At 38.2% G+C, this 14,320-nt stretch carries 12 protein-coding genes; 5 read left to right on the top strand and 7 right to left on the bottom strand.

Features of this window, described 5'->3' with window-relative positions; all coding sequences use genetic code 11:
• Positions 1 to 14 precede the first annotated feature (14 nt).
• From L8106_RS03400 to L8106_RS03375, 6 genes are all read right to left on the bottom strand, one after another.
• Positions 15 to 893 (bottom strand): sulfotransferase domain-containing protein, encoded by an 879-nt coding sequence (locus L8106_RS03400; RefSeq protein WP_009782792.1) that lies wholly within the window; start codon positions 891 to 893, stop codon positions 15 to 17.
• 46 nt (positions 894 to 939) lie between these two features.
• Positions 940 to 1,791: a Stf0 family sulfotransferase gene (locus L8106_RS03395; RefSeq protein ID WP_009782791.1), complete on the bottom strand. Its 852-nt coding sequence runs from the start codon at positions 1,789 to 1,791 to the stop codon at positions 940 to 942.
• Positions 1,792 to 1,851: 60 nt separating this feature from the next.
• On the bottom strand, positions 1,852 to 2,949 hold the full coding sequence (locus L8106_RS03390; protein ID WP_039895390.1) for a DUF563 domain-containing protein: 1,098 nt from the start codon (positions 2,947 to 2,949) through the stop codon (positions 1,852 to 1,854).
• A 9-nt stretch (positions 2,950 to 2,958) separates the two neighbouring features.
• Complete coding sequence (locus L8106_RS03385; RefSeq protein WP_009782789.1) at positions 2,959 to 4,224, bottom strand: ABC transporter ATP-binding protein; 1,266 nt, start codon at positions 4,222 to 4,224, stop codon at positions 2,959 to 2,961.
• 75 nt (positions 4,225 to 4,299) lie between these two features.
• Entirely contained in the window at positions 4,300 to 5,193 is an 894-nt protein-coding gene (locus L8106_RS03380) for an ABC transporter permease (RefSeq protein WP_009782788.1), read from the bottom strand.
• 214 nt (positions 5,194 to 5,407) lie between these two features.
• On the bottom strand, positions 5,408 to 6,778 hold the full coding sequence (locus L8106_RS03375) for a hypothetical protein (RefSeq protein WP_156803569.1): 1,371 nt from the start codon (positions 6,776 to 6,778) through the stop codon (positions 5,408 to 5,410).
• A gap of 384 nt (positions 6,779 to 7,162) precedes the next feature.
• Here L8106_RS03375 and L8106_RS03370 point away from each other — a divergent pair, with 384 nt between their 5' ends.
• From L8106_RS03370 to L8106_RS03350, 5 genes are all read left to right on the top strand, one after another.
• Positions 7,163 to 9,469 carry an SLBB domain-containing protein gene (locus L8106_RS03370; protein ID WP_009782786.1) on the top strand — a complete coding sequence of 769 codons (2,307 nt, stop codon included), beginning with the start codon at positions 7,163 to 7,165 and terminating at the stop codon, positions 9,467 to 9,469.
• A 146-nt stretch (positions 9,470 to 9,615) separates the two neighbouring features.
• Positions 9,616 to 11,871 carry a polysaccharide biosynthesis tyrosine autokinase gene (locus L8106_RS03365; protein WP_009782785.1) on the top strand — a complete coding sequence of 752 codons (2,256 nt, stop codon included), beginning with the start codon at positions 9,616 to 9,618 and terminating at the stop codon, positions 11,869 to 11,871.
• A 114-nt stretch (positions 11,872 to 11,985) separates the two neighbouring features.
• Positions 11,986 to 12,489: a hypothetical protein gene (locus L8106_RS03360; protein WP_009782784.1), complete on the top strand. Its 504-nt coding sequence runs from the start codon at positions 11,986 to 11,988 to the stop codon at positions 12,487 to 12,489.
• Positions 12,490 to 12,517: 28 nt separating this feature from the next.
• Entirely contained in the window at positions 12,518 to 12,943 is a 426-nt protein-coding gene (locus L8106_RS03355) for an MAPEG family protein (protein WP_009782783.1), read from the top strand.
• An 88-nt stretch (positions 12,944 to 13,031) separates the two neighbouring features.
• Positions 13,032 to 13,523 (top strand): YajQ family cyclic di-GMP-binding protein, encoded by a 492-nt coding sequence (locus tag L8106_RS03350; RefSeq protein WP_009782782.1) that lies wholly within the window; start codon positions 13,032 to 13,034, stop codon positions 13,521 to 13,523.
• 61 nt (positions 13,524 to 13,584) lie between these two features.
• Here L8106_RS03350 and L8106_RS03345 read toward each other — a convergent pair whose 3' ends face one another.
• Positions 13,585 to 14,307, bottom strand: coding sequence for a hypothetical protein (locus L8106_RS03345; protein WP_009782781.1), 723 nt, complete (start codon positions 14,305 to 14,307; stop codon positions 13,585 to 13,587).
• Between the last annotated feature and the right edge of the window lie 13 nt (positions 14,308 to 14,320).

Genomic DNA, 14,320 nt, shown 5'->3' with positions numbered 1-14,320 from the left:
CACTCTTAAACGCTTTACCAGTCATTGTTTTGTTCATAGCCAAGCTGAACTAAAAGTGAACCATATTTTTCTTTAAAAAGCTGTTTATGCTTTTCTTCAAAGTGATTTTTCCAATCTCCAGCAACCCCTTTACGATTATGAGATTTGACATCTTCTTGTCCAGGTTTTCTACCTCTTGCATAGCGAGCAAAATCATGTTCATAGATAATATTTAAAGCTTGCCAAGCATAAATTTTTGAGTTAAAACTAATCTTCTTTTTCAGAGAAGGATTAATTTTATTTATTCCCCGATTCAAGGTTTCGCTAAAAAGATAAGATGACATAGATTTTACAGAAATGTAAGGAGAGTCATCCAATAAGTCTAAAAATTGCAAAATGTCGAGAAATTTTTTATAGGGGTTTGTAATCATTTCTTCAAATTTTATCTCTAGTACATTTGGTAGGTTATAGTTCCATTCCTGCATTTGTCCGAAGATATTTAACTCTACTCCATCTACCTTCATACAAGATAGATATTCCATCACAAATAGTAAACCTTGATCCTTTGTTAGATGTTCCAACTCTTTTCGATAGTCATTTAGTTCTGGCCAAGACTCAGTAGAGTGACTATATCGATGGGAGAAGTAGGCAGAAACAATAATATCTCGTGGATCTCGAATAACATGAAAGCCTTTAATCTTTTCCAAGATCGGTTTTACAAAGTGAATCTCTGCGTTTGTATAACAGATAAAATCAATATTTTCTCTGTGCATATAGCTATCTAAATTACTATTAAATAGCTCTGGATTACTAGCAATGTAAGGTTTGAGCTTCAGTTGATAACAAACTTGTTTAATTAAAGTTTCAATCCAAGTTGAACCCGACTTATGATGTCCAAAATATGCAAGTTTCATGTCATTATTTTTCCTAAGTTTTTTGAGACAATAAATTTAAGTAAAATTAGCTTTTTTTATGTTCTGGTTTAATTATATAATTGAAGTAATTTTTGATCAAAAATAACGGTTTAAGTATCCAACTGGGTATTAGCCAGTTTAATGCTTTGTAAATTTGGTATTGTAAGACCAAAAAATCTGTGTAAAAATCAGCCTGCTTTTTAAAGAATGAATCAATATTTAGATCCTCCAGAGTTTGAATATCTAAAAACTGGAGAATATTGTTGATATTCTTCTGCTTATTTTGAGCAAGTTCTTCGTAGATGATGATTTGTGGTTCAATATTGTTATTTTTAAAAAATTCAAACCAAGCACTCTCATCTTTTTTTATCTGAGAAAGGTAAACCTCTAATGTTCCAGGACTAATATAGGGATAAGGATTTTTCTGTGAGTTATAAATATTGCCATATCGATTAAATGAAGTTTTTCCCGGATTTTGACTGTCTTGATATTTATTCCATTGTTTTGTTTTAACTGAACGAGCTAAAGATATAGCTTGGCGAACTTTGCTACGACGAGAAATGAAAACAAATTTGAGATCAGGAAAAACTTCTTTCAAAAGTTCTAAATCAGGCTTAGATGAACTCTCAGAACTTTTATGCAGTCTTCGGATAACGTATTCGCAGTTACACCACATTAACTTTACACCACTGACACCATTAGAAGATGCAAATGACTCTAGCATTTTTTGAAGATATTCTGGATAGTTAGTCGTGTCAAATTTACTTTTCTTCTCCCACTGGGGTAGAAAAAACTCTTGAGGTTGACCCGCTAACTTAGTATTAGTTAGCAGATCACATAAAAGAGTGCTTCCACTTCTCATTGTTGAGCAAATGATGTAAGTTTTTTTCAGATTCATAAGTTTTTACCTATTCATTATCTTGCTGTCTTTAATTGAACTTAAAATGAGGCTAACTGATCAAGTAAAATTAGATTTAATTATCTGTTCAATTTCGCCAATATTAACCTCAAAATTAGTATTTTTCTCTTTTTCTTGAGCGCACCAATACAAGTAAGAATGTTTCCGAGATTTTGATAAGTAGTAATAGTGGGGAAAAATAGATTGCATAGGATGTAATTCTAAAACTTTAATTTTTTCTGAGAAAATGATATTAGTCAATCCCGCACCGTGAACACCGACAACAAACTCTGCATTATAAAACAAATCAATTTGTTCTTCTATCGAGAGGCTTTCAAGCACATATTTTTTGAATCCATATTTTTTTAAAACACTACAAACTTCATCTTCATTAAGAATGCAGCGTGTAGATTGATCCGTGATTTTTTTTCGCGATATAAAAATGCGATTCTTTTTTTCTCTAAGTTTGTTTGGTCTAACTTTTTCTATAAACCAATTCAGGTAAGTTGAAGGCAAAAAACCAGCAAAGCGACGGCTTAAATATCCCAAGAAAATAAACCGATCTAATGAGTATATCTTCGATTGGTCTACCCAAGTAATTATAGTATTTTTGGGTAGTAATTTTTCAAGAAAAAAGCTTTCAACTTTTGTTAATTCTGAGTTACATAAAACTTTGATTTCCTTAAGGCTCTGATAACTATTGTGGTGCAGTGTATAAAGTCTCGGAATATGATCGATTAAAGTGTGATAATAGTTACTACCATTAGCAAAGGTATGAAACACGGTACAATCACCTTCAATTTTTTCGGGATTGCTGAAATATAGCTTTCTGATATTGACTGAGTTCGCAATTTTTTCCTTGGTTTTTACCGTGCTACTAGAATCTACAATTATTTTTTTAGACGAACTAAATAATAAATTACTAGCCGGACAATACATGACATTTTTCAAATGAGTTTTATAAACCGTCGGTGTCACGTAATAATTTTGTTTTAAGCCCTGAGATAAATCGTATAAAGGCATCTTTAAAATTTCTGATGTCTCTACTTTCTCGGGCGGTAATACTATTGGAAAAGTCTTCAAATTTTTCTCTAATTTATCTACGGATGTTAGAGAAATGAAATAAGGGCGTATAGCTTGTTTAAAAGTTGTTAGCATTTAGCTTAGTTACTTGCAACTATAAGAAAATTGAACGGGTAACGGAACAAATCCATGCTGACGCCAAGAAAAATAGTTTCCTGAATCATAAATATCTACAGGTGGAATATTAATAATTGCAGCATCTTCTAATTTAAAGATAATTCCTTTTCCTAGCCGAGTAACTATGATATTAATTATATAGTCACCCCCACCTAAATATTTAGTAATATCTTGATATTCAAAGACACAATTCCAATCACCTTGAATATTATCTAAGAATGAATTTGCCATGCGAGGCCAAATATTAGAAACAAGAATACCGTCGGAAGTTGTAATCTGAATTGATATTCCTAAACGAGAAATTTGTTGTTGAGCGCAACCTTTGATCTCAATTTTTAATGTTAATGTATCTTCATCATCCTCAACAAAAGCATCAATACTGTGAATTTCTAGTCCATGTTCTTCATTCACAATCTTGCCATTTAACTGAGAGCTAGCTCGACTAATCATGTGCTTTTCATAGGAATCAATAATGTGATCAACGGCTCCTGTTTCCCTGATTTTTCCTTTTTCTAGCCAATAAGCAACATTACAAAGTTTGCGAACGGCTGCCATTTGATGACTTACAAATAACACTGTTCTACCTTGATTTTCGGTGATGTCTTCCATCTTACCAATACATTTATTTTGGAAAGCAATATCCCCAACGGCTAAGACTTCATCAACGATTAAAATCTCGGGTTCTAGATGAGCAGCAACTGCAAAAGCTAAACGAACTCGCATTCCAGAAGAATATTTTTTGACGGGTGTATCGAGATATTTATCGACTTCGGAAAAAGCAACAATTTCATCAAATTTTTGCTTTATTTCTGCTTTGCTCATCCCCAATATTGCACCGTTAAGAAAAATATTCTCCCGCCCAGTTAACTCTTGATGAAATCCAGTTCCAACCTCCAATAAACTCGCAACCCGGCCTTTAATTGTAATTCTTCCTGTTGTGGGTTCTGTAATGCGGCTCAGAATTTTTAAGAGTGTCGATTTACCCGCACCATTATGACCAATAACTCCGACTCTATCCCCTTCTTTAATCTCAAAGGATAAGTCTTTTAATGCCCAAAATTCTTCACTACTGGGATCATTGCTTTGTTTTCCAAAAGGTTTGAGTAAACTTTGTCCTAAAGACTTAGCCCCATTTGCCATCTGATCTCGCAGGGTTGCATAACGCTCCTGTTTTTGATGACCGATAATGTATTTTTTGCCTAAGTTTTCGACCTGAATAATTGTCTCAGACATATGTTTGAAGAATTACTGTTCCCTAATTGCTAAGTTTGATGAACTTTTCCGGAAGAATGTGTAATTTTTTTTAAATTAAATCACATCAGCAAAAGTTCGCTCTGTTTTTCGGAAATACCAAACTCCTGTGATAAATATAAGTAAAACCAATCCAACAGACAAACTAAACCCTAACCAGTAAATTTTAGTTTCTCCACCAATTATTGCCCAACGAAACCCATCAATTACCCCAACTAATGGATTGAGATAATAAAAAAATTTCAAGTCTTCTGGAACAATACTACTACTAAATCCAACGGGGGAAATATACTGACCAAACTGAACGACAAATGGCACAACATAGCGAAAATCACGATATTTAACATTCAGTGATGCAAACCATAATCCTCCTCCCACAGAAGCTAAAACTGCAATTACAATAAATAACGGTAGTGTAATAATTCGCCAATTGGGAATAAAGTTATACCAAGCCATTAATCCCAATAAAATAATTCCAGAAACTAGAAAGTCAACAAAACTCACAACAACTGCACTAACAGGTACAATTAATCGGGGAAAATAAACCTTAGAAATTAAATTAGCATTTCCAATCAAACTATTACTACAGTTTGTCAGAGAATTAGAAAAAAATTGCCAAGGAAGCATTGCAGCAAATACTAAAATTGGGTAGGGAACTCCATCTGATGGAAGTTTGGCGATTTTACCAAATACGACAGTAAATACAACCATTCCTAAAAATGGTCGAATTAACGCCCAAGCCATCCCAATAATCGTTTGCTTGTAACGGACTAAAATATCTCGCCAAGATAGAAAGTAAAACAACTCTCTGTATCGCCATAAATCTTGCCAATATTGGCGTTCTACTCGACCAGATTCAATGATTAATTCGGTAGAATTTAGGGTCATAAATGTAATTAACGAAGACAAATTAGACCGGATTAAAACTTGAAAAATAGGTGTTGTTTTCACTCCCTTTTACAAAATTAGACTTCACTCTCCGGATTGACTCCTGGAGTTTTACAAATCCCCTAGTTTTATAAAGCTGTAGTTGAGTCATCTTTACAAATCCCCCAGTTTTGTAAAGCTATTCAGTTGAATAAGACTCTGTTCGCCCCTCACTACTCTTTCAAAGTAAAACAGAGTCTCGAATTAAAGAATTTGTATCCTTCCTAAAAATTTTAGGTTAGAGTTGATTTTGAGCAAATTTAGATTCAAATGCTTTTAAAGGAGAGGGAGAAACTTTGATATCCTGTAGAACGTCTGATGATACATTGTAAGATTCAACCAGTTTTCTTAACAAACTTGGCATCTGTTCTATTTCTGTCTTGGGTTCTTCCATCATCGATTCTGAAACGGTATCTAACTCCGACTCAACTGCAACAATAACTTCAGTTTCCTCCTCTACCGAATTAGCGGCTATCTCTGAATTAATTTGATTATTTTTCGGGGTAGAAGTTACCGAATAAACGATATCATCCGCTCCGATTTCTGAGGGAAGTTGATCCGGTTCAACTAATTTTTGCAATAATTTGGGTTTGGGGTTGGTCGCCGAAACTGAAGAATTAACTGTAGATGCAACTGTTGTTTGAGATGGATTGGATCTCGAAGTTCTAGAAACTCTCGGATTTTGAGATCGGGAATGAGTAACTTCCCCATCTCTCTGACGATTTACCTCGGAAGTTGATAAAATTTCTGGGGATTGTTCACTCGGAAAAACTGCCATCACAGTTCGAGGTTCCACCACATATTGAGCCGCAAGTTTAGCCGAATCAGCAATATAAAATTCAGGCATTGAAGCTTGTGAATTCTCCCTGACCTGCTGCGGTTGAGGAGTCGCCCTTGTCATCGATTGAGGTTCAACAATATATTGAGTTGCATTTGTTGAAGAACGGTTAGACAATTGCTCTTGGGAAGTAATATTATCGGGATAAACTCCCTCAAAACCATTACTAATCATCGTCTCAGGTTCAACAATATATTCACCCCCTATCGGTTCATCGTTAAATAGAGGAGGTGGAGCAGGAACAGGCTCTAACGCAGATGGAAAGGCAGAAACAGTCATCGGTTCATTGATGATTCCTGGCTGTGGTAACTTTTCGGTTGCCATCTCAATCGGTTCTGGAGCCTGAGCATCGCCGTCAAAGTTGAGGTAGTCGGGAAAATACTCGTTGCTGAAATTCCCCGTCGGCTTGACAGTGGGCTGTTCAATCCGAGGAAGTGGGCGAGCCTTAACCACTAAATTACCAATATCGAGTGGCGACTGTTGCCAAATTTCTGGCTCCTTGGGTCGAAAATTGGAAAAATCATCAGCCTGAACCGAAGGTGTCAAATCCTGGGTGAACATCTGTCCAGGTGGAGCAACGGACTGTTCAACGCCATCTGAGGCGGCAACCATCAAATCCTCAGCATCCATCAGGGGATTTTGCTGAATACCGAGTTTAATCGGGCCGGTCTGGTTGGGCTGATCGAGATGCTCGTTGACGGCTATACCTGTTAGTGTACAGCCGACTGCGGTGGCAATAAAGCTTAGGGCGGAATTATTGATCAGACTCATAGTCAATTCAGTATTTCTGTTTCTCTGGATCGGCATTCCCATAGCAAGGGAATCTCACCGGGTTCCGACCCCAATCTGAGTAGCAAAATCAAGCCCCCCAACTCGAAATTACACGGAAGTTAGGGTTAGATCGAGTAGATTTTTACTTCCGCACACTCTCCCAATATACGAGTTATGTGATCACGATCCGGATGAATAAACAGTAATTTTGCTGATCTCCGGATCGGTGACAAACACTTCGTAGATCTACATAGTATTTGTTGACCATTGTAGCTGTTTTCGGGGTGATATCATTCGCACAAAATCCGCTTTTATTCCCCTTTTAAATTCCGATTTGTTTTTGCTAATTTATCATTTGTTCAGTCAAGCACTCAACCAACGTTCATGCGCGTTTCTATTCTGACTGTTTTATCTCTGAGCATTCTGAACTCTGGAAATTGTGATGCGACTTCGCATCCTTTAACCCTGACATTCACCTCAGTTGAACAAAGAATTGCTTCTCGACCCGATTCAGCTTATTCTACTAATCCAGTCGGGCAACATTGGGCGCGAAGTTTTATGGAACCTTTAGTGCTACGAGGGATCATTCCTCCTCTCGACGGCAACTCAATTCAGCCGGATCAATTCATCACTCAAGCTCAATTTTCCTCCATTCTTCAAAATGCTTTCAGCGTTAATTCTGTTCAACCGGATATCGATCCCAATCAAAACGTTTCTCGCCTTGAAGCTTTAGTGACATTGGTTCAACTTTTAAATTTGCAATCCCGTCAAATTACACCCGAAAGCTTAAATCGTTACTTTATTGATGCTCATAATATACCGGAATCAAATTTAAGTCAAGTTGCTGCGGCGACTGAAAATCGTTTAATTGTTAACTATCCGAATATCCGGGTTTTAAACCCCAATAAAAGTGCGACTCTTGCAGAAGTTTCTGCTTTTGTCTATCAAGCTTTAGTCAGTCTAGGAGAAGCCCCAACCCTGATTAAAACAGGTAACAACCCTAGAAATAATCCGCCTCAGAGAACCCCATCACAGCCAAATTCTCGGAGTTCAGCCCCGACAATTCAAGCTATCGAAGTTGCCGAAAATACCGACTATAATCTAGGAGGAGGTGATCGTATAGCCGTTTTTGTTGCCAACTTTCCCGAACATAATGGTGAGTATGCTATCTTAACCAATGGCTTGATTAATATGCCCCTCTTAGGTCAATTTAAAGTCGCTGGAATGACGATTTTACAACTAGAGAGAACTCTAGAAGCCCGATTTTCTCAAACCATGAAAAATCCTGAAGTTACTGTAACTTTAGTTGCTGCTAGACCGTTAAATATTGCGATCGCTGGAGAAGTCACTCGTCCGGGTGCTTATGCTTTGCAACTGCAAGTCAATCCGACAGAATTTCCCACCATTACCCAAGCAATTCAACTCGCTGGAGGAATTACCCAATCTGCAAATTTAAGAGAAGTCAAAGTACAGCGAAAAATGGGTTCTGGACAGGAAAAAATCATCGCTGTTAATTTATGGGATTTGTTTCAAAGTGGGGATTTACGTCAGGATTTAACCTTAAGAGATGATGATAAAATTATCATTCCCACCTTAACTCGGGTTGATCTCACAGAAGCATCCCAACTCGCCAATAACAATCTCTATCCCACAGAATCCCTTCCCGCTAAAATTGCGATTGTAGGTGAAGTCTTTCAACCGGGTTCCTATACCCTACAAACCGGAAGTGGAGGTGCGGTTTTAACCGTTACTCGTGCGATCCAAGAAGCAGGCGGAATTACATCAACAGCCAATTTACGTCAAGTTAAAGTCCGTCGTCCTCTCAATAATGGTCAAGAACAAATCATTGATGTGGATTTATTTGCACTCTTGCAAGGGGGAGATTTACGTCAAGATGTGATCTTAAAAACTGGCGATACTATTATTATCCCAACCCTTACTAATATTGATTTAGCAGAAGCTCCCCAGCTTGTTAATAATAACTTATATTCGGCTGAATCAAAACCCATGAAAGTCGCAATTGTGGGAGAAGTTGTGCGTCCTGGGCCTTATAATTTAACCGCCGATAGTACCACTGGGGGATTTCTAACTGTAACTCAAGCCATTCAACAAGCCGGAGGAATTACTTCATCCGCTAATTTACGTCAAATTCAAGTGAAACGTCTCAACCGCAACGGTACTGAAGAAATAATTGATGTGAACTTATTTGCTTTAATTCAACAAGGAGATTTGCGTCAAGATGTGATCTTAAAAACTGGGGATACTATTATGATTCCTACCGCCGATCAACTGACTCCAAATGAAGTAAATGATCTGGCTCGAAGTACCCTTTCTCCCAGTACCATTAAAGTAAATTTTGTTGGGGAAGTTTTGCGTCCAGGAATTTTAGATGTTCCACCCAATACTCCTCTGAGTCAAGCCATTTTAGCGGCTGGAGGCTTTAATAATCGTGCTTATGAAGGAGCAGTCGAGTTAATTCGTTTGTCTCCTGATGGTACGTTAGAAAAGCGAGAATTTAGTGTTGATTTTGCGGAGGGAATTGGAGAAGCAAATAATCCCACTCTGCGAAATAATGATATTATTGTTGTTCGACCGACGGGATTAAATAAACTCTCCGATGACCTCGGTAATATTCTGAATGCAACTTCACCTTTTGGAATTATTTTTCAATTAATTGAGCGTTTATTTTAGCAGTGCAACTCTCTTTTTTCAGTCACTCACGCTAGATAATACACACCCAGAAAACAGTTTTACTTACGGAATCTTAATCAGCAGGAGTGAAGGATATTTTGAAGCAATTTTAACTTTTTCGCTCTCTTAACTTAACCATTTATCCTATGGCTACTCCATCTAACTCAGAAAAATTAGTTTCATCAAAGTCTGAAAAATCCCTTCCCTCTCTCCCTTCCCTTTATCAAAATCAAATGAGTCCATCCGGAGAAGGAGAAGAAAATAATTTTGGTCAAATTTTTGCGATTATTCAGCGTCGCGTTCTTTTAATTACCAGTGTTGCTTTTGCAGTGGCGGCGACAATGACATTACAAGCCATTAGAAAGCCTATTGTTTATCAATCTGGTTTTCAACTCTTAGTTGAACCTGTAAAAGGTTCTAATAAACTGGCTGGACTCACCAACAGTTACGGCGGAAAAGTCACTGAAACTTCTCTAGATTATGAGACTCAGATTCAGATTTTAAAAAGTCCTCAACTGATTAATAAAATTATTGAAAATGAAATTTCTCCACAATATCCGGAATTGAGTTATGGTTCAATTGTCGGTAGATTATCAATTTTTAGACAAGGAGAAACAAAAATATTAAATATTCGTTATCAAGATTCTAATCCAGAGCGGGTGAAATTTGTACTCGATCAATTGGCGATTGGTTATTTAAGATATTCTCTCCAAGAACAACAAACAAATCTCCGTCAAGGATTACTCTTTGTAGATGAACAATTACCCGAATTAATCAATCGAGTTGATACCTTACAAGCAAGGCTCGAACGATTTCGACAACAATATAATTTTATCAATCCGCAAACTCAAGCCGAAAAATTATCCTCTCAAGCTGAAAGTTTATCGGCTGAAAAGTTTGCAACTCAAAAACAATTAGTCGAAGTTCAAACTCGCTATTCTATTTTACAACAAGATGAAGGAGCAATTGCTGTTTTAAATTCTTCGGCAAACTATCAACAATTAATCGGTCAAATTCGACAAATCGAAACTTTAATTGCTTTAGAATCTACCCGCTACCGTTCTAACAGCGCTCCGATTCAAAACTTACTCAATCAACGCCAAAACTTAATGCCTTTACTGAGTCAAGAAGCTCAACAAGTTTTAGGCTCTCAAGTGGCTGCTGTCACCAATGATTTATTATTATTACAAGTTCGTTTAAATGCCATCTCTCAAGCCGAAGCCCAAGTCAATATTCAGCTTGAACAAATGCCGACTTTAGACCGTCAATATACCGATTTACAACGGGATTTAACCATTGCAACTAATAGTCTTAATCGCTTTTTAGAAAAACGAGAATCCCTCCAAATTGAAGGCGCTCAAACCGAAGTTCCCTGGCAAATTCTCTCTCCTCCTGCTCGTCCGGGTGCGCCTGCGGATAATTTAATCAATCAAATTATAACAGGTATTTTGGGCGGTTTAGCAGCCGGAGTTGCAGTGGCATTTATCCTCGAACGTTTAGATAATGTATACTACTCTGATGAAGATGTAAAAGACAAAACAAAATTACCAATATTGGGGATCATTCCTCACAACAAAAAACTCAAAGCTTGGCAACAACTCTCTCTCGAACAGCAAATACAGAACAACGAGCTTAACGGCGAAAATGGAGGAATTACCGAAGCTTCAATCCCCTTTGTTTTAGGTCACAATTTTCTGCCCTTTATGGAAGCCTTTCGCACCCTTTGTACTAATATTGGCTTTCTCAGTTCCGATACACCGATTAAATCTTTTGTGATTAGTTCTCCATCTCAAAGTGATGGCAAATCAACCCTTGCTGTTCATTTAGCCCAAGCAGCAGCCGCAATGGGGAATCGAGTTTTATTAGTGGATGCCAACTTACGACTTCCTCAAGTTCATGATCAATTTAATTTAGCCAATGAATTCGGACTCAGCAATCTGATTAATACCGATGTTGATCCCGATGAAGTGATTCAAACCGTCCCTCTTTGGGATAATTTATTTGTCTTAACCGCAGGTCAAATTCCGCCCGATCCCACCAAGCTACTTTCTTCTAATAGAATGAGAAGCTTGATGAGTCTATTCTGCTCAAATTATGATTGGGTTATTTATGATACTCCGCCTTGTACTGATGTCGTTGATAGTAAGATTTTAGCGCCTCATACAGACGGATTATTAATGGTCGTGCGGTTGAAAAAAACCGACAAAAACTTGCTCAATCAAGCCCTAGAATCTCTCAAACTTTCTCGACATAATGTTTTAGGTTTAGTTGTGAATTCAGCCAAACCTCAACACAATTTATCGGGTTATTATGCAGCTTCCCCTCAAAAAGAAGCCTGGACAAAAGCCGATCTTGAACCGGGGACAGAGACTCACACCCCAAAAACCAGGAGTAATCGCTAACGCCCCAACGCAAACTTCAACGCAAACTTTCAAGATGGTTTGACAAAAATCGAAAAATTGCGACTTCATTTGCTACAATCTACAGGGTTGTCTTGCTATTTGATAAGAATATCCTTGAGTCAATCCATCGATCTGCCTAGAGTAGATGAATTTCTAGAAGAACTCGCAGCTATCCAGCAAACCGGTTCTAAGCGAATCGCTGTGCTGGGATCTCGTCATGTTCCCCTTACTCATCAGAACCTCATCGAACTGATGAGCTATGCACTTGCGTTAGGGGGAAATCACATCATTACATCGGGTGCTACAGGTACAAATTCAGCCGCCATCCGAGGAGCAATGCGAGCCGATCCGAATTTGTTGACGGTGATTTTACCGCAAAGTATGGAACGTCAGCCCAGAGAGTCGCGCCTCCAGCTTGAACAGGTGATCCATTTAGTGGAAAATCCAAAAGGAGATACATTATCTCTAGCTGAAGCGAGTTCCTTGTGCAATCAAGAGATTGTTACTCGATGTCAACAGTTAATTTGTTTTGCGTTTCACGATAGTCATACTTTGCTAACCAGTTGTGAGGAAGCAGAAAATCAACGTAAAATTGTGACGCTGTTCTATTTTGACTAGACTTTGAATAAATGAGGAAATACGATCAATGGGGATTTTGGAACTGCCGACATCGGCAATTCTAGTAGATGCAATTTTTGTTGCTTTCGTGCTAGTTTATCTGCCTTTTTTGTTAGTGGCTTATGGTCGATTACAAGTAGGCTATGAGATGAGCGCACCTCGCGCCATGTTTGATAAATTGCCCCCCTTTGCTCAACGGGCGACATGGGCGCACCAAAACTCTTTTGAGGCGTTTATGCTGTTTTCAGCCGCCGCTTTGTGCGCTTATGTAACGGGCCAAGATTCACAATTAGCAGCCGCCAGTGCGATAATTTTTGTCTGCGCTCGGCTTCTCTATTCTGTGTTTTATATTTTTAATATTTCCTTAGCCCGTTCCCTCATGTTTGCTGTGGGTTCAACTTGTATCTCTATTTTATTCATTCTTAGTTTAGTCACCGTTAATCAGTGGGGTTAAGGGGTTAGATAATTTCCCCAAGACTCTCCTTGATTAACCTTTGAGTTCACAATCTCAAGTTTTTGTTCGTCACTAACAGTAGATAGTTATGGCTTCAACTTCATCTTTTGATATCGTCAGCGATTTTGACCGTCAAGAATTGGTCAATGCCATTGATCAAGCGACACGGGAAATTAACAGTCGCTACGACCTCAAAGATACCAATACAACCCTTGAATTGGGTGAGGATGCGATTACGGTCAGTACCAGCAGTGAGTTTACTTTAGATGCTGTGAATACGGTTTTGCAAATGAAAGCTGCTAAACGAAATCTCTCTCTGAAAATCTTTGACTATGGTAAAATCGAATCGGCCAGTGGAAATCGGGTTCGACAAGAAATCAAGCTGAAACGGGGAATTGAAAAAGATATCGCTAAACAAATTACCAAACTGATTAAGGATGAATTTAAAAAGGTTCAGCCTTCAATTCAAGGTGATGCGGTTCGGGTTTCTGCTAAATCTAAGGATGAATTGCAGGATATTATTCAACGTTTGAAGCAAGAAGATCTTCCAGTCGCATTACAGTTTACCAATTATCGTTAAGTGCAAACTCGCGGTTAAAAGTAGCGGCGGAGGAGGATTAATCCAGTCAAAAAAACCGTCGCTACTCAATTTTATCTAACCCGTCATATTCCCAAATCGATTCCCTTTCTTGCTTCTCTAACAGTTCGTTTCCCATGGCGATCGCAATTTCTCCGAAAGGTTGCCATTGAGGAACAGAAACCGCTTTTTCTCCCAATAATAATAACGACGCAGAAGACTCATAATTGGGCGGAGATAATGCAAGTTCTCGGTGTTTGTATTCTCTCAACCAATTGATCCAAACTTCCGGCTTCCCCTGTTCGCCCAACCGCTCAAAAAACTGTTCAAGTTCTGCACCTTCCCACCCCAAACGCACCCCTTCTAACACCTGCTGAAATACCTGTTGATAGTCTGCTTCACTCAGAGAATGAGTCGGTTTGTGTTGTAGCGTTTCTCCCCATTCTGCCGAAATTTCGCTAATCTCTCCACAATCGATTTGACCGAACTTGATCATTCGTTGAGCCAGTTCCCTTTGGGGTAAAGGAGACTCCATTAATTTTCGTCCAAACCGTTGTAACCAAGACTTCAAAAATCGGTCATTGATGCGGTTTCCCAGATAGTCTAAAACTTGAGGCTGTTCCCATCCTTGCTCAACTCCTTCTAACAGTTTTAAAAACAACGCTTCATAACCAGTATCACTCAGAGGATTAACCGAGGGAGAGGGTTGAGTATGAGAGGCTTGAGAACGTCCCCCAAACAATCGAGTCAACAAATTTTTCAGCCATTGCCAAATTTTACCTAACATTGTTCATACTTAA

It is taken from the genome of Lyngbya sp. PCC 8106 (assembly GCF_000169095.1).
GTDB lineage: Bacteria > Cyanobacteriota > Cyanobacteriia > Cyanobacteriales > Microcoleaceae > Capilliphycus.
This window is presented reverse-complemented; position numbering and strand designations above follow the sequence as displayed.

What these genes read in the sequence shown, in the direction of transcription:
- L8106_RS03400 (WP_009782792.1), bottom strand. Translation starts at nt 893, where the DNA reads ATGAAACTTGCATATTTTGGACATCATAAGTCGGGTTCAACTTGGATT.
- L8106_RS03395 (WP_009782791.1), bottom strand. Translation starts at nt 1,791, where the DNA reads ATGAATCTGAAAAAAACTTACATCATTTGCTCAACAATGAGAAGTGGA.
- L8106_RS03390 (WP_039895390.1), bottom strand. Translation starts at nt 2,949, where the DNA reads ATGCTAACAACTTTTAAACAAGCTATACGCCCTTATTTCATTTCTCTA.
- L8106_RS03385 (WP_009782789.1), bottom strand. Translation starts at nt 4,224, where the DNA reads ATGTCTGAGACAATTATTCAGGTCGAAAACTTAGGCAAAAAATACATT.
- L8106_RS03375 (WP_156803569.1), bottom strand. Translation starts at nt 6,778, where the DNA reads ATGAGTCTGATCAATAATTCCGCCCTAAGCTTTATTGCCACCGCAGTC.
- L8106_RS03370 (WP_009782786.1), top strand. Translation starts at nt 7,163, where the DNA reads ATGCGCGTTTCTATTCTGACTGTTTTATCTCTGAGCATTCTGAACTCT.
- L8106_RS03365 (WP_009782785.1), top strand. Translation starts at nt 9,616, where the DNA reads ATGGCTACTCCATCTAACTCAGAAAAATTAGTTTCATCAAAGTCTGAA.
- L8106_RS03355 (WP_009782783.1), top strand. Translation starts at nt 12,518, where the DNA reads ATGGGGATTTTGGAACTGCCGACATCGGCAATTCTAGTAGATGCAATT.
- L8106_RS03350 (WP_009782782.1), top strand. Translation starts at nt 13,032, where the DNA reads ATGGCTTCAACTTCATCTTTTGATATCGTCAGCGATTTTGACCGTCAA.
- L8106_RS03345 (WP_009782781.1), bottom strand. Translation starts at nt 14,307, where the DNA reads ATGTTAGGTAAAATTTGGCAATGGCTGAAAAATTTGTTGACTCGATTG.